16 protein-coding genes are annotated in these 14,318 nt (G+C 64.9%); 3 read left to right on the top strand and 13 right to left on the bottom strand.

Annotated elements, in window-relative coordinates:
- Window positions 1-12 precede the first annotated feature (12 nt).
- From J2Y49_RS05615 to J2Y49_RS05595, 5 genes are all read right to left on the bottom strand, one after another.
- Window positions 13-411 carry a hypothetical protein gene (locus J2Y49_RS05615; protein ID WP_310113088.1) on the bottom strand — a complete coding sequence of 133 codons (399 nt, stop codon included), beginning with the start codon at window positions 409-411 and terminating at the stop codon, window positions 13-15.
- Window positions 408-1,118, bottom strand: coding sequence for a DUF433 domain-containing protein (locus tag J2Y49_RS05610; protein WP_310113087.1), 711 nt, complete (start codon window positions 1,116-1,118; stop codon window positions 408-410). The genes J2Y49_RS05615 and J2Y49_RS05610 overlap by 4 nt, the downstream gene beginning before the upstream one ends.
- Window positions 1,119-1,297: 179 nt before the next feature.
- Complete coding sequence (locus J2Y49_RS05605; RefSeq protein WP_310113086.1) at window positions 1,298-2,050, bottom strand: hypothetical protein; 753 nt, start codon at window positions 2,048-2,050, stop codon at window positions 1,298-1,300.
- Between the two features lie 644 nt (window positions 2,051-2,694).
- Window positions 2,695-2,970, bottom strand: coding sequence for a hypothetical protein (locus J2Y49_RS05600; protein WP_310113084.1), 276 nt, complete (start codon window positions 2,968-2,970; stop codon window positions 2,695-2,697).
- Window positions 2,971-3,243: 273 nt separating this feature from the next.
- Window positions 3,244-3,498, bottom strand: a complete 255-nt coding sequence (locus J2Y49_RS05595; RefSeq protein WP_310113082.1) for a helix-turn-helix domain-containing protein — start codon at window positions 3,496-3,498, stop codon at window positions 3,244-3,246.
- A 243-nt stretch (window positions 3,499-3,741) separates the two neighbouring features.
- On the opposite strand from J2Y49_RS05595, the gene J2Y49_RS05590 reads away from it, so the two are divergent.
- The 3 genes from J2Y49_RS05590 (at window position 3,742) to J2Y49_RS05580 (ending at window position 7,523) form a co-directional block, all read left to right on the top strand.
- Window positions 3,742-4,587, top strand: coding sequence for a transporter substrate-binding domain-containing protein (locus tag J2Y49_RS05590; protein WP_310113081.1), 846 nt, complete (start codon window positions 3,742-3,744; stop codon window positions 4,585-4,587).
- A 225-nt stretch (window positions 4,588-4,812) separates the two neighbouring features.
- Window positions 4,813-7,014, top strand: a complete 2,202-nt coding sequence (locus J2Y49_RS05585) for a hypothetical protein (RefSeq protein ID WP_310113080.1) — start codon at window positions 4,813-4,815, stop codon at window positions 7,012-7,014.
- Window positions 7,011-7,523, top strand: coding sequence for a hypothetical protein (locus J2Y49_RS05580; RefSeq protein WP_310113078.1), 513 nt, complete (start codon window positions 7,011-7,013; stop codon window positions 7,521-7,523). The genes J2Y49_RS05585 and J2Y49_RS05580 overlap by 4 nt, the downstream gene beginning before the upstream one ends.
- Window positions 7,524-8,218: 695 nt before the next feature.
- Here the strand turns inward: J2Y49_RS05580 and J2Y49_RS05575 are convergent.
- The 8 genes from J2Y49_RS05575 to J2Y49_RS05540 form a co-directional block, all read right to left on the bottom strand.
- Window positions 8,219-8,626 (bottom strand): 3TM-type holin, encoded by a 408-nt coding sequence (locus tag J2Y49_RS05575; protein ID WP_310113077.1) that lies wholly within the window; start codon window positions 8,624-8,626, stop codon window positions 8,219-8,221.
- 144 nt (window positions 8,627-8,770) lie between these two features.
- Complete coding sequence (locus J2Y49_RS05570) at window positions 8,771-9,121, bottom strand: hypothetical protein (protein WP_310113076.1); 351 nt, start codon at window positions 9,119-9,121, stop codon at window positions 8,771-8,773.
- A gap of 2 nt (window positions 9,122-9,123) precedes the next feature.
- Window positions 9,124-9,957 (bottom strand): N-acetylmuramidase domain-containing protein, encoded by an 834-nt coding sequence (locus tag J2Y49_RS05565; protein ID WP_310113074.1) that lies wholly within the window; start codon window positions 9,955-9,957, stop codon window positions 9,124-9,126.
- Between the two features lie 50 nt (window positions 9,958-10,007).
- Window positions 10,008-10,172: a hypothetical protein gene (locus J2Y49_RS05560; protein WP_310113072.1), complete on the bottom strand. Its 165-nt coding sequence runs from the start codon at window positions 10,170-10,172 to the stop codon at window positions 10,008-10,010.
- 63 nt (window positions 10,173-10,235) lie between these two features.
- Window positions 10,236-10,586, bottom strand: a complete 351-nt coding sequence (locus tag J2Y49_RS05555; protein ID WP_310113070.1) for a hypothetical protein — start codon at window positions 10,584-10,586, stop codon at window positions 10,236-10,238.
- 10 nt (window positions 10,587-10,596) lie between these two features.
- The gene (locus J2Y49_RS05550) at window positions 10,597-11,958 is read right to left on the bottom strand and encodes an SPRY domain-containing protein (protein WP_310113069.1); all 1,362 of its coding nucleotides are present in this window, start codon (window positions 11,956-11,958) and stop codon (window positions 10,597-10,599) included.
- Complete coding sequence (locus tag J2Y49_RS05545; RefSeq protein ID WP_310113068.1) at window positions 11,958-12,803, bottom strand: hypothetical protein; 846 nt, start codon at window positions 12,801-12,803, stop codon at window positions 11,958-11,960. Before J2Y49_RS05545 ends, J2Y49_RS05550 begins: the two co-directional genes overlap by 1 nt.
- Window positions 12,803-14,317, bottom strand: coding sequence for a hypothetical protein (locus tag J2Y49_RS05540; protein WP_310113066.1), 1,515 nt, complete (start codon window positions 14,315-14,317; stop codon window positions 12,803-12,805). Before J2Y49_RS05540 ends, J2Y49_RS05545 begins: the two co-directional genes overlap by 1 nt.
- Window position 14,318: the final 1 nt, after the last annotated feature.

Genomic DNA, 14,318 nt, shown 5'->3' with positions numbered 1-14,318 from the left:
GTGGCGGGCGGCCTACGCAATCTTCTTGATCTTTCCGGGGCCAATCGAGTAAGCGGCACCACCGGAACGGGCGAGATATATCTTTCGAAGCTCGGGGATCAGAGCAAGTATAACCGCGGAACGCGCCGGAAATGTGCAGGCGCAAAATTTTGCAGTTGGAAAGAAAACGACGAGATGAGACTCAAGCCAAGCTGAAAGGCGCTGTGGATGTTTTTCGATATCTCGAAAATTGGTTAAAACCATCCAGCCGCGCTCAGCCGCTTTGACTTGCCACGGCAAATTATTTCCCCCATCATCAGCACGTAAATCGAAGGCATGCCCGACATGATAATTGTCATGACTGAGTTGGATGATCGTGTTCAGTCCTTCCGACAACGCTGGGGGAAGATCATCGCTCAACAACAGCTTCACGCCGCAATCCTCCGCGCGGCAAGATCGCTTTCAAACAGCATAGCTGCCCGTACCTGATCGACGGATATCCGGTACCAACGCGCAACTCGATCTGCCGATTCTTCTACGGCAAATGCCTGAACTATCGCAGCTGTTGGAACGCGGCTATCAGCCAGAACTGGATCGCCAAATGACTGAGTCGGATCGAGCACAATAAGCCCGTCTTTTCCCTTCGGCCACCAACGATACGGCAAATCATTATCACCAATATCTACCGCCTCAAGGGTCGGGGCAACAACAGCCTCGAACACAAACTGCCATTTGTTCAAATTTAGCAGCGGCTTTCCGTTTTCGTCGACCGCTCCATTATAAAGGTATGTTCCGTCAGTAAATAGCTTCTTGTTCAGCAGCGGATGATCGCCGCCGCTAACCTTTCGGTAATTAGAGAGCGCTTCTCGAATACGAGGAAGTCCCATTCCTTTCTCATGATCCAGAAGGCGCTTTACAAGCCTGATTTCCATCAGATCGAGGAATGTCAGAGCGCAACGACCATTTACTTCCGGGATATGCGGTGCCCACAAAGGTGGCTGGCGCTTCGGCCCGGACTTGGTGCGGACCGTAGAACCCACCATCCAAGAACGAAGCCGCGCATCAGATACCCCGACAAGTCGCGCTGCTTGGGGGATGCTGTAGATGCCGACATTCAGGAAGGTGGTATCGATAGCCATGGTTATCCGCCTGAATAGTTCGGATAACCTATAGCCGCCCAGGGTAAAGATTCAATTTCCAGAGCGACACGTTGTCGCTTCCTCATACGCTCCAGGATCAGCTGCTCAACCAGCACTTCCAGGGCGGCGACGCGGGAGGGCAAATTGGTCATCGGGAGGTTGCCTGCCACCAGGGAGGATCAGCGTTTGAATGGTACAGAGCCCATCACCTGCTTGGAGCCGGCATCGTAGACGATGGCGCACTCCGGGGTAAATTTCAGGGCCTCAACCTTCGTGGCCGATTCGATTGGGAGGCTGATGGTCGCCCCCTGATAAGCCTCCCCGGTAACAACGAATGGCGGCTGAAGGCGCCCGGCCATCATCACGTACATGCTGTTCTTGGCAACCATTGCCTCTCGCGGGGCCATGGCCTTCGTTATCGCTGAAAATTCAGACGGCCAGCCGCTCAGGGCCTTGCCGGGGATGAAGACGCCCGTGTCCATTGTGGCAACCTTGATCACGTTCTTCTTCACGCCGAACGCATTGGAACCGACATAGGTTGAGGAGCCGACGCGCTTCGAGGAAGTCGGGATATACCCCTCCGCCCCGAGCGCCCACTTCGAAGGCAACAGCCCTATGTATCGGGAGACGGTTGAACCGATCGTGATCTGCCCCTTGTCAGCATCGTATGACATGCTGCTGGGCCGGATCGGGAAGGCGAGGATCACGCGGTCCTGGTCGGTTGTTGCTCTCGCCTTTGCGGCGATCTTCTCCAGAGCGGGCGTGAATTTCCCCTCATACTCGGCTGTCGTTTCGAACTCACCCTTCTTCCGAGCGAGCGGCCGCAAGGATGCCAACAGGTCATCAACTTTCATCGCCTTTGCCGGGCCCAGAGCCGCCGCCTCTTCACAAGACAAGCCGCGCTGAGGCTGAGCGGCGGTTGGCGTGGCCAACGGCGGAGTTGCTGCCGACGTGGTCGCAATCGGAGAGTCAGCAGCTCCCTGCGGTACCGGCGTATCGCCGTTGGAGCAGTTGGCACCATGGACCGTATAAATGATTCCTGTTAGGCCAGAACGGCATGTTGCGGCCCCGCCGACATTGGAAGCGGCTGCTCCTGAATAGAATGCCGGGTTCGCTGCGCCACGCGGCGATTGGCAAGCGCTCAGCGCCACCGCCGTTAGGCCTAATCCAACCATCCAGGCACGCCACATCCCCGCCCCCTATCCCATGGCGCGAGCCGGATCGGCTCAGCGCAACCGAGATTATGAACGGGCTATAGCCGGGAGTCGATATCGGGAATGAACTGTGGCGACAGGGCGCAGGCTGGACCGGAGGTGAGTGTAGTCCATTCGTTCTCCACCAAGCTCATTCGGATGTGGCCCCGGCGGCCGGAATGACTTGGCGAAGACGGACGCCTGGACCGCCCTCCCCACGATAAGAACCGGCGGGAATGAACTCGACGCCTGCCGTTTCCATGACGGTTCGAGGCTTGCTAATTGTGCCAGTCAGTGCCCCTGCTCTTGCCGTCCTATCGCTACAGCGTCACATTGGATTCGCCTTCGGAGATCAAGGGATCAACGGTGCCGGCCTCGGTCGGCTATGCGCTGGGCCCAACGCGATCCTCCGCAGGCGCGATCTGGCTCGCAGCGCTTCCATCAGTCCGGTCGGGTTCTGTAACGGACTGAAGGGGAAAACAGGCCGGCTCCCCGAATGCCGGTGAGGCGTCGCCGCGCGGCGCCTCCCAGATCAACCTCTTTTCAAGGCACGTCCGATTGGCCGGCCGCGCCGAGATGACGGAATAGAACATTCCGTCCGGCGACGGCGCCAGTTCCACCACCGCGATGTTCTTCGCGCCGTTGACGTAGGCCAGCACCCAGCGCCCGCCGCCATCGCGGATAGGGTTGAAGTGCCCGGCGATGGAAGCGATGTAGTCCGCGTCCCCTGGAAGCCCTGCTACGCGATCTCGCGGCTGTGGCGCTGCTCGATGTGAATGGCGCCGAACCGGTCATTGCCGCGTAAGGGACAGATGGGCGCCGCAGCCCAGCCAATGTTGCTGCCGCCGTCGGACCAATGACGATCGAACTTCACGGCGGGAGTGAATTCTAGAAATCAGCTCCGTCGATGATCATCGCGAAGACGGCAGCCTTCATGATGCCACTTCACCAGTAACCGCCCGCAGGCGCACGCCCGGCGCTCCATGGTTTAATAGCTCCAGGCCCGCGTCCATCAGTGCGCGCTCGACCTTCCGCAACGTCTCCGCATTTGCCTTAATCGGGCCGTCACCGGCTTCCATCCGTCGAATGGTATTGATTGCAACCCCTGCTGCATCCGCGAGCTGTTGCTGCTCCCATCCGATCAATGCCCGCGCCGCCTTCATTTGGCGGCTCAACGTGAGCGACATCCCGAACCCTCAGAAATTAGTTATGAGAACCCACTTTCGGGTTGCAAGCACCCTTTAGATGGGGTTATGGTAACCCATTAGAGAGTTACGGCAACTGATAAATGGTTGGGAGCGAGTAGATGTCGTGCCGCACCATCGGCTGACCGGCACCTGACGCTACCCAGCGCCGCCTTCGCCAACAGCCAGCCACCGCACAACGCGCCACCCGGCACGAACGCCCCCGCCTTGCCTGGAGGATCCTGCATGAGCCGCCTCGCCCTATTCGCCACCGCCGCGGCTGTTGCCGCCACCATTGCCGCTGGCGCCGCCTCCTTCGCCAGCCAGCAGCCGGAGCCGGCCCCGGTGCTGCGCATTGCCACCGAGGGCGCCTTCGCCCCGTGGAACGCCACCACCGCCGACGGCAAGCTGGTCGGGTTCGAGGTCGACCTGGCCAACGACCTGTGCCGCCGGATGCGGGTCCGCTGCGCCATCGTGGCCCAGGACTGGACCGGCATCCTGCCCGGCCTGCAGCAGGGCCGGTACGACGCCGTGATGGCGGGCGTCACCGCCACCGCCGAACGCGCCGCCGTGATCGATTTCAGCGCCGCCTATGCCGCCGATCCCGCCGTGTTCGCTGTGCGGCCGGGCTCCGAACTGGTCGACGCTCTGCCCGATGCGCAGCGCGCGGACCTGTCCACCCCGGCCGGCCAGCGCATCGTCAGCAGTGCCGCCCGCGCTTTGGATGGGAAGGTGATCGCCGTGCAGGTATCGACCAACCATGCGGCCATGCTGGAGACGCTGTTCCCCCGCGTCCGGCTGCGCTTCTACGAGACGGTGGACGCTGCGGCCCTGGACCTTGCCGCCGGCCGCGTCGACGCGATGCTGACCGCCCGGACGTCGGTGGAGGCCTTGCGTGCCGTCGGCGGGAACCTGATCCCGGCCGGCCCTGCCTTCAGCGGTGGCGTATTGGGTGGCGGCGTGGCGGTTGCCGTTCGGAAGGGCGACCAGTTGTCCGCCCGCTTCACCCAGGCCATCGCCAGCGCCGCCGAGGACGGCACCACCGCGCGCCTGTCCGGCCGCTGGTTCGGCACCGACCTGTCGGCAAAATAGGTGCTGTCCGCCGCTCCCCCACTCTTCGATGGAATGGGCGAGTGCGAGTGCCAATCCATCAGGCGGTGGGCAAGTTCTCAACTGGCATCAGGGAGAAATCCTTTCAGTAAACGTACTATTTAGGATCTCAACGCACCTCTGTATTCAGCGGTTTTATTCGGCAAGCGCACCGGCATCTACCCCCGGCCAAGCGCTTTCCTGCATCGCTTATTCACGGAGGCAGCTATGCCCGACACCCATCTCGTCATGCCCCGCACCCTGTCGGCTCCCTACGCCGAGTTGCTGGAGGCAGAGACGCCCAAAACCATGAAGGCGAGCGATGCACCTCCGAACGGCACGGCTGCGGCAGCAGCTGCGTTCGCACGGCTGCTCGCGTCCGGAGATCACGCAATGCAGCAGGAACCCTCCCCCATCACCGAAACCCCCGCGGCCAATGCGCCCGCGTGCGACACCACCCAACACTCGCATGACCTGCGAGCGATGCTGCTGGGAAGCACCTCCCTCCCCCACCTGGGAATGACGATCGCCGAGGCCAGCCGGAAGACCGCCGATCTGCTGGCCGAGCACGATGGTTCCGGCCCGTTGACCGACGAACAGGCCGACGCCTTCGCCGCCCAATGGAGCATGTTGGAGAACACCGTCATCGCCGCCGTGCCCAGCACGATCTTGGACGCTGCGTCGATCCTGGACCGCATCTTTCCGGACGACGCCACCCACATTCCCCAGCGCGATGTTCCCGCTGTTCGCCGCGTCGCCGCCTTTCTGCATCAGGTCGCCGAGACTGCCCGGATTGCCTCCCCCATGGAGACCAGTATCATCCCCAGCATCGGCATGACCTTCCGGCAAGCCGCCGACCGCGAGCCCTATGCTGGTGAGCCCGTGACGGAACGCGACCGCGCCATCATCGCGGACATGCTGACGCTCAAGGATCTCAACCCCGAGAAGTACGACGAAACGGTCGCCGTCATACGCGCCGCGGCGGCGCTCTGCCGGGCCGTACGGCAGATGCTCAGTGTGACCAACGACGCCGAGGTGCTCGGGATGTTCGTTCTGTCCCTCCGTCGCCACGCGCAGATGCTTCAGGCGAACATGAAGCGGTCTCAGTCGTTGATCGTCGGGCCTGACCTTTCCGTTCCTGAAGCTGGAGAAGAGGCGCCACAGGACACCCTTGCCAGCCTCTATGTACGGTGGGTCCAAGCGCGCGCTCGTTACCTTGATGAAGGGCTGTCCGAAGAAGACCACCAAGCCGCGGAAGCGGCTCTCGACGAAATCGAAGACTGGCTGGAACTGGAACCGGTGCAGCATCTTAGTGGCGCCATTGTAAAGCTGGGCTATTTTCTCAAGAGATCGAACGATCTGCTTGATGATGAGCTTCTGCCGAATATCGACGAGAGCAGCTCGCGTCCATGGCCGCGCCTGCTGTTCCTGATCGAGGACGGCGCCGAACAACTGGCCGCCGATATCCGGGAACCGTTTCTGGCAATGGTGGCGGGGCTGCGGCAGCTGATGCAGCGGCATGTGAAGCTGGCGGAGGAGGCTGAGCGCCGGGCAGACGCCTACCAACTCCCCGAGGAGGTTTCCCGGGCTATGCAGGGGGCATGCGCGCGCAACAGCGCTGCGAGTGCGGTGGAGGATGCTCGGGCGCCTGATCAGGCGCAGGGACAGCGCGAAGAGGCACTCAGCCTTTTCCGTGCGCTGGAGCCGGAATGCCGCAAGGCCTTCCTGTCGTTCATGCGCTTCTTGCCCGTTTCGTCCCATCTGCACAGCGCCATGCTGGACTTTGCTCACGAGCATGGAATGACGCGGGAATACCGCCAGTGGCTGGAAGATCGCCTCGCCGATCTGGCGTGTGAACAGGGCGGTGCCATAGCCATTGACCAATGTCAGAAAGCCGATGACGCCGATCTGCTGAATGCATTCGACGAGTGGTTGGACGCCGCTCGATCTGTCGATGCCCTTCCGCAAGAGGCGACGGAGGAGGAGCGTGCCCCACTGGAGCAGCGCGACGACGATGCAGTGAGCCGTCTGCTGGACTTCACCCCGCAAACCTCGCGCGGCGTAGCAGCCATCCTGCGCTATCTCTTCCTGCGCAGTGTCGGCACGCTCGAGGCGGAGCGCACCATCCTCTACGGAGCTCAGCCGAGCGACGAAGACCTCAGCAACTTCCATCCCAGGATCCTTTGGCAGGCGATCAAGGTGCTGGAGGGAATGGCGACTCCCGCCAACGAGCAGCGCCAGGACGCCGACGCCTTCGCCGACACGGTCGCCGCTTTCGAGGCCGAAGCGCCCGCCACGCTGGCCCTGCCGCAGGAGCCGACCGGCCGCATGGTCGACGCCGGCGCCAGCGCCGCCGGCATCACCCCGGCGCAGTTCCTGGCGGCCTACGCCGCCGCGGTGGAGGCTCTGAAGCTGGAGCGCGCGGCATGACCATCATCGCCTTCCCCGCCCAGGACCGGGGCGCTCTGCGCCCCGCCGTCCAGCCGGAGACCACCATCGTCCGGCTGACGCTGAGCGAGGCCACGGACTGGCAGCGAACCATCGTGGCGGAGTGCCGGCGCCAGCGTGTGCTGACCCCGTCCTTGCCCGCCTTCCTGAAGCGCGCCGGCCTGATGGACCGCTGCACCTTCCTGTCCAGCACCGGGCCGGCCGAGCCGCTGTGCTTCCGGCATCTGGGGGTGCCGACCCTGTCGGTGCTGGGACGCGCCTGGGGCCGGGCCGTCATCAACCAGCCCGACGAAGCGGATCCCCACGTCGAGTTTGCGCACAGCATCGGGGCGCAGTATGCCGAGAGCATCGGCGCCGGCGAGGCGGTCTTCAACCGGGTGACCGTCTCGGGTGTCGGCAGGCCCTTCGTCTACACGCACGCCCTCTATGGGTGGGAGGACCGGGGCCGCCGCGCCGTGCTGTCCGCTGTCGATGTCCAGACCCTGCACTGACCGCGCCCGCGCCGCGTCCTGCAGGTCGAGCAACACCGCCGGCCGGCTCCACCGCATGAAGTGGAGCGGCAGCCGCCCGACGCCCGCTTGCTGGTAGAGCACCGCGGGCAGGGGCTCCAACAGCGCCCGGCCGGCGCAGCGGCGCACCCACACCGGCACCGTCTCCGGATCGACCAGCCCAACCACCCAGCGCGGCGACCAGCGATCCAGCGCCACCAGACGCGCCACGGCGCCCAGCAGGTGGAACAGCCCGCGTCCGCGCCAGTCCGGCCGGTTCCAGCCGGCGACGATCCAGGCCACGGCCCCGTGCGTCTCATGAGCCGACGGCGAGGCGCAGAACCCGAACTCCCCGACCGGAGCAGCACCAGGATCATGAAACGCCGTCAGGTCCCCGACCCGCGCGCCGAAGCTGGCCGCCGAGCAGTCGAGCAGCAGCACGCCATGGGTAGCGACGAACTCGCCCTCAGCATCGACCGCGGCCACCCAGAAGGACGGCGCTGCCACCGGCCGGGGCAGGAGGGGAAACCAGTCGCCGAGGTGCTGGGCGTTCAGCCGCGCCAGCGCCTCCCATTCCTCGACCAGCACCAGCGTGACGCCGGTCGCGAGCCCGGCCGCGCACAGCGCGTCTCGCGCCGCACGCAGTACTGGCCCGTGCGGGCTGCCCTTCAGGGGCATGGTCTCTATCAGTCGCCGCATCACCGCGCCACCCCCTTCACCTTCTCGAAGGTCCGGTACGCTCCCAGGCCGAGCATCGGCACCAGCAGCCCCATGAGCGTGTCGGTGTCGATCTGCGGCATCGGCGTGCCCGGCGACCAGATCGACAGCCCCCACCCCATCAGGGGATAGCCGACGGTCTGGACCAGCAGGCCGAGGACGCAGACCCACCCGACGGCCGGCCTCCAGCCGGAGACAAACTGCGACGGGTTGCTGGCCTCCGCCGCGTTGACGCCGAGCTGCGCCGAGTCGCCGGCCTGGAGCATCGCGACGAGCTGCGCATTCGCCGCCGCGGTGGCCTTCGCCTTCGCGTCGGGGTCAGGAATCTTGTCGATCAGGTCGGCGATAACGGGCGTCAGGGCGGAGATGAACGGGATGGCTACGGCCATGAGTGCCTCCTGTTGGGCGCAAAAAAGCCCGCGGCCGGAATGGCGCGGGCGGTCGGTGGTTGCGTCTTCTCGAATCGTCGATTTTTCAGACCAAGAACGTGGTCAATTAAATCGACGCGGGCACAGATCACTCTGTCGCGCCGGTTACCGATGCTGGAGCCGGGCCAGCGGCTCGCACGCGGTGCATCTGTTCCTGTCAATGCCGTGGCGGCAGATCTCGGCACGCGATTGTCTGGCCGGCGCAGAAGTGGTCGGATCGGATTCGGCAGCCGTCACGCTCACGCCTTCCTTGGCCGGGAGCGCAGCGCTGTGTGCTCGGCCCTGCTGATACCCGCTGACGAACTGGAGGCTCGCCTCTCCGCCGCAGCGGGTGCAGCGATAGCGCGCGGGCATGGGGTGCCGATCCTCGCGCTGGAAGTCGTGATCCGGGCAGGACTCCAGCGCCCGATGGTTGGCCTGCACCTGTGCGAGCAGGCTTTTGGGGTCGATGACCATGGTCACAGCCCCACTGCGGCGGCGGTCATGGCCCCGACCACACCGTCGACCTTCAGGCCGCGCGCCACCTGGACCAGTTCCACCGTGCTTCGCGTCATGCGGCCGAAGTCGCCGTCGGTGGAGACCTTGTAGCCGAGCGCGACCAGGGCACGCTGAAGGCTCGCCACCTCCGGGCCGAAATCACCGATCGACAGGGTGCCGTCGTCCGGAGTGCCGCCGATAATGCGGGCATAGGCCGCCGCCAGCTTCTGGTCGTAGGCGTTCGCAGCATAGGCCGTGCCGTTGTAGCCGCGGGCGAAGGCCGCCCAATCCTTGCGGCGCAGCGGGTCGACCAGCCGACGGGCGCGGATGAAGGCCGTCACCGCGCCGAGCTGCTGTTCCTCGCCGTCGCCCATGGCCCGGACGAAGGACTGGACGCTGGAGAAGCCGCACAGGTCGTGGTTGGTCCCCAGCACCTGCCCGACGCCCCAGGACGCGGCCTTGAGGGCTACATCCTCCCCCAGCGCGTCGACTGCGCGGAGCAGGCGGTCCCACTCGCCGGCGCCGGTGGTGGCGTAGAGGGTGCGGTCCCACGCCTGGACGGACAGGCCCGGCACCGGGCGCCCACACAGCCGGTGGGCGATATGGGCCTCGTAGAGGATGCGGGGGCGGCTGTCGGGCGCCTGCAGGAACCCGCACCGCATGCCGGTCTCCACCACCAGCACCGCGGACAGGGCGGCCGGCTCGCAGCCGAGATCGCGAGCGGCACGGTCGACGGCGCCGAGGGGGAGGGGCCGGGCGGAGCCGGCATAGGGGAGGGCGCGCGGGTTCGCCGCGCTGGAGAGCGTGGTGGGCATGGTGGTCTCCAAGGCTGGGGAATTATGCGTTACAGGTCGGCTGTAACGCCTTATTGCCGGTCGGCAGGCGGGAGGCGCAGCAGCCCGGCGGACAGTCCGCGCTGGGCGTTGACGAACAGGTGGGCGAGCAGCAGGAGGGCGGCGTCGCGGTTGCCGCCACAGGCATCCAGCGCCTGTTGCACCTCCTGCTCGGCAGGAGTGGGATTGTCGGGCATGGCGTGCTCCGGACATGAAAAAGGCCGCACGAGGCGGCCGGGTGGGTGGAGTCTTGTCGCGGGCTACTCTGGCTTGTCCGGCCACTCACCCGTCTCGGGGTAGTCCCGCAGTCCCTGCAGGTAGATCGCCCACTCCACCGCCTGATCGTCGGTCAGCGTCGTGGGAAGGCCGTAGTCCTTCTGGTTCCGGTGGCGGGACAGGACGTTGAGCGGCTCCGCCATGGCCGCGTCACGCTCGGCCCGGCGCTTGGCTGCTTCTGCCGCGGCGATTTCCTCCGGCGGGATCGGCTCCACGTCTCTGACACGCTTGATCCGGCCGTATTCGGGCTCCTCTGTGTCGGTATAGGTGGTAGCCGGGCGCTCTGTGCGGGCATCGAACTCGCGCGCCATGGTCTCAAAAATCGGCAGGTCCATATGGCACCTATCAAGGCAGGGGGGCGAAGCCGCTCACAGGCGGGTACGGCAGTTCGGCGGCGGAGGTCAGCAGGGTCATGGTCGTGCCGCTGCCGGGGCCGCATGCCACATAGAACGTACCGCTTAGGCCGCTGAATGCGGGGCTGGTGTCTGCCGCCGGGTCGCCTGATGCCTGAACAACGCCGTTCTTGGCAAACCAGAGCTTGCCGGTTGTTGTGTTGAGATAGACGTACAGAATATCACCAACCCCAAGAGACGCCCCCATCGCGGTTGCCGACCCGCCATTTACTTTGTTCCCGAAGGTGTCGTACGCCCATCCATTGACATCCTGCCCAAGGTATTGAGACAGGCTCGCTGTACTCTTGGCTATGCCCGCGCCACCAGCGCTGGTGAGAGCATCCACCCGAAAGCCGACTACCCACTTGCCGGCCGGGATTGCGGGCGTGCCGCGGACGACGCCGATACCGCTGCCCGTCGCCTGCTTGTTGCCGCTGGCCAGCGAGACATTCAGGCTTTTGTCGGCCGCATTGAATGTGGTGGACGAAATGAATGACGCGAGGCTCACGCCATTGAGCAACAGCCGACCGGAAGACGGGCGCAAATCAAGGTCTCCAGGACCGGCCAAAACGAACTTGGTCACAATGGTTGAAGTTGACGTGGAGGTTGGGGCGGTAGAGCACACGAGCCACGACGCCCACTGAGCGCCCATTGTTCCATCAGCAATGGAGTCGCCCCCGAGCAAGTACGGCTGCATCTTCACGGTCGCCGCATTCGACAGGCGGCGACGAAGGGCATGCTGGCCATAATTCCAGTTTGCATCGCTGATCTGCTCATTGGCTCCGATCAATGACGCCATGGTGTCGCTGGCACCGCCCGGAGCCTTCAGCCCGGTAACGGCAAGCGCACCGGCACTATCCCGCTGCGCCAGGGTGTTGGGCGTGGCTGCCGTCACGCCGGTTCCAGCATCGCCTTGCGGACCGGCCGCCCCGGAAATGCCGATGGTCCAAGACGACGGCGTGCCGCTGCCAGTCGTGCCGCCGGTCGGTACGGAGATGACCAGGGCGCCCGTGCCGGTGTTGTAGCTGGTCACGCGGCCAGTCATGGCGTTGGCGCTGTTGGAGCCATCCACCGCGACCACGTACATGCCGGCGGAAAAGCCCTTGGTGGACGGGCTGGCGACCGTCAGGGTCTTGGTGCCGGTGCCGATGGCAACGTCACTGGTGGACGACGTGGCGACGAGCGCCGAGCCCAAGTCATTGCGGCGCGCGTCCATTTCCGCGATCACGTCATCAAAGAAATCGTCCCAATTCTCCACGTACTTGAACGGCAGCATATCGGCCACCGTCCAGTCTCTCCCGTTGAAATTCGCCATTAGATCAACTCCTCCGCATTCATAGACCAGCCATAGCGCTGGTGCGACGTGGTGGTGATGCCGGCGGTGTCGACCAGCGCGGCGTAGATGGTTCGGCGGAACTGGATGGAGGGATCGTCGTTCTGGTCGTAGACCAGCAGGAAATCCCCATCCTTGCCGAGTTGGTTTTCGATCTCGAAGCCCGTGGCGAAGGCGTCCCGCTCGGTCATCGCCTCGAACGTCATCGTCATGGTCCGGTAGCGCGGACGCCGTCTAACCAGGCGCCGGCCGCCGCGGGTGCGGCGCGTCTCGCTCGGGTCCACCGTCCGGACCTGGAACCCGTACTTCACCCGGTGGGACCAAGCCTCACCCGCCATGAAGCGGCCGGCCTGGAAATAGCCGGCCGGGTTGTCGACGTCGCTTACATAGGTGAAGAGATATCGGCCGTAGACGGTGGAGGGGGCGAAATGCAGGTCGATGGTGCCGCCTGGATAAGCCGCCGTGTCGATGCCGTCGAAAGCGAAAGCGCCGAACGGGCGGGCGCCCCAAATCTCGGTGGCCACCCGCATCCGCTCCATGCCGGTGTCGTAGACCGGGGTTCCGCTGTTGGTCGGGCTGTTGGTGACGACATGCCGGCGCTTGGCCTGGACCGTCCCGTTGTGGTTGAGGATGGCGAAGCAACTCAGCGGCACCAGCCGGCCGAAGTCGATCCGCCAGCAGGTTGAGGCCTCCGCCGTGTCGGTCGACCGGGCAAGCTCCATTACGTCCTGTGTCTTGAGATTGTTCAGCGACAGCCCGCCCGTGCCGATCCATGACCCTTCGGAATAGGTCCCGTCATCGGTTGGCTTCTTCCATAGCGCGTGCATCAGCCCATCACCTTCATGGTCAGGGTTTCATCGTTGGCGTTCCGCTCGATCTCCAGGGCGACGCCGCGCCAACCCGCATGCAGTCCAAAGCGGTCGTCCGTCAGTTTGACCGTGTGGCCGACGGTCAGCCCTGGAGTGATCGGAACCGTGACGGAAAAGCCTTTCCGCTTGGCGGCATAGAGCGAGAGGCGCCGGTCCCGTTCGGCCACGGCGTCCGCTTCCGCGTCGAAAAGGGTCTGCGCCTCTTCTTCGGTGGCCAGCAGCGAGGCGGCGGCGGCGGCGGCATTGGTGGCCACGGCGGTCCACCGGTATTCATTTTGGAACGCTTCCCGGTTGGCCGCGGTGACGTTGACTTGGTCCAGTTCGTCGGCGGTGAACACGACTCCGAAGGGTCGATAGCCCAGCTTGAGGGACTTCATGCGCCGCTCAACCGCTTCCGGGGTCAGGTCGATGATGTCCCGCGCGTCAAACTCATAGTCGGCGGTTGCCGCCGGCCCCTCGTAGCGGCCGAGCGACAAGAGGCGGTCATCCCCGAACCCCCAATAGGCCCCGACGGTCGCGGACAACTGGTCGATGACGTCGCGCACCTTCGGCACGCTGGAGCCGTCGCACCAGTGGCCCAGCACCGCCGGTTGCTTGAGGTTGAAGGCGGTGAAGGAGTCGCCGTCCAGGTCGTCGTCGGACAGGGTCGTCATGGTGGCAATCAGATGGCGCACCAGATCGGCATAGCGGTAAATCCAGGCGCCGGAGACAGTCACCCCCTCCGCGTCGATGGTGAAGCGCCCGGACGGCTTTTGCCCGAGACGGATCAACCCGGCGGCCTTCGCCGTGGCCACGTTGTTGCCGGTGATCGACGCGGCAACCAGGGTGTCATAGGAGCCATAGTCCCCGACCGCCGCCGGATAGTCGACGCCCTTGTCACGGGCCGCCAGCAAGGCCGAGAACCCGGACGGATCGACCATATAGACGTTGTTCGCCGCGTCGATCAAAACCGGCTCGATCTGCCGCCGCCGGCCGACCAACCAAGGCTTTTCCCGCCCCTTCAGTTCAGCCGTGCCGTCGATGCCGCCGGCCCCGCCGAACTGCCCGCGGCTGGCGGGGGTGTCCAGCAACACCAGCAGGTCGCGAAGCTGGATTTCGATGGCGTCGCCCAACACCAGCTGTTCGGCGGCGCCGGAGAACAGCACGCCGAAATCGGCCAGGGCCGGCCGCTCCTTCGGCGTATACAGGATCTCCACCAGCCGGCCGTCCCAATCGAGATCCGCCAGCCAGTCGTCGGCACCGTCGTCGTTGCCGAGCGTGACGGCGCCGAAGCTGGTCTCCGAATAGCCCCCGATGGCGGTCCCATTGAAAAGGCTCCGCTTGACGGTCAACGGGGTGTCGATCCGGCGCACGAAGTAGGTGTTTGAGGGGCTGTCTCCCGGCTCCGTCGTAAACCCGACGTCGGAACGGTAGACGGGCCGCACAGCGCCTAGATCGGCGTCGTACGGCTCCGCGCGCATCAGGTAGGGCATG

The organism is Azospirillum sp. BE72 (assembly GCF_031455875.1).
In the GTDB taxonomy this organism is placed as follows: Bacteria; Pseudomonadota; Alphaproteobacteria; order Azospirillales; family Azospirillaceae; genus Azospirillum.
The sequence above is the reverse complement of the archived record's forward strand: the minus strand, read 5'-3'. Positions and strand labels throughout refer to the sequence as shown.

Bases quoted from the DNA above. Each gene is read 5' to 3' on its own strand.
- J2Y49_RS05590 (WP_310113081.1), top strand. From the start codon at position 3,742: ATGAGCCGCCTCGCCCTATTCGCCACCGCCGCGGCTGTTGCCGCCACC.
- J2Y49_RS05610 (WP_310113087.1), bottom strand. From the start codon at position 1,118: ATGGCTATCGATACCACCTTCCTGAATGTCGGCATCTACAGCATCCCC.
- J2Y49_RS05560 (WP_310113072.1), bottom strand. From the start codon at position 10,172: ATGCCCGACAATCCCACTCCTGCCGAGCAGGAGGTGCAACAGGCGCTG.
- J2Y49_RS05585 (WP_310113080.1), top strand. From the start codon at position 4,813: ATGCCCGACACCCATCTCGTCATGCCCCGCACCCTGTCGGCTCCCTAC.
- J2Y49_RS05565 (WP_310113074.1), bottom strand. From the start codon at position 9,957: ATGCCCACCACGCTCTCCAGCGCGGCGAACCCGCGCGCCCTCCCCTAT.
- J2Y49_RS05580 (WP_310113078.1), top strand. From the start codon at position 7,011: ATGACCATCATCGCCTTCCCCGCCCAGGACCGGGGCGCTCTGCGCCCC.
- J2Y49_RS05575 (WP_310113077.1), bottom strand. From the start codon at position 8,626: ATGGCCGTAGCCATCCCGTTCATCTCCGCCCTGACGCCCGTTATCGCC.
- J2Y49_RS05550 (WP_310113069.1), bottom strand. From the start codon at position 11,958: ATGGCGAATTTCAACGGGAGAGACTGGACGGTGGCCGATATGCTGCCG.
- J2Y49_RS05595 (WP_310113082.1), bottom strand. From the start codon at position 3,498: ATGTCGCTCACGTTGAGCCGCCAAATGAAGGCGGCGCGGGCATTGATC.
- J2Y49_RS05540 (WP_310113066.1), bottom strand. From the start codon at position 14,317: ATGCCCTACCTGATGCGCGCGGAGCCGTACGACGCCGATCTAGGCGCT.
- J2Y49_RS05570 (WP_310113076.1), bottom strand. From the start codon at position 9,121: ATGGTCATCGACCCCAAAAGCCTGCTCGCACAGGTGCAGGCCAACCAT.
- J2Y49_RS05555 (WP_310113070.1), bottom strand. From the start codon at position 10,586: ATGGACCTGCCGATTTTTGAGACCATGGCGCGCGAGTTCGATGCCCGC.
- J2Y49_RS05545 (WP_310113068.1), bottom strand. From the start codon at position 12,803: ATGCACGCGCTATGGAAGAAGCCAACCGATGACGGGACCTATTCCGAA.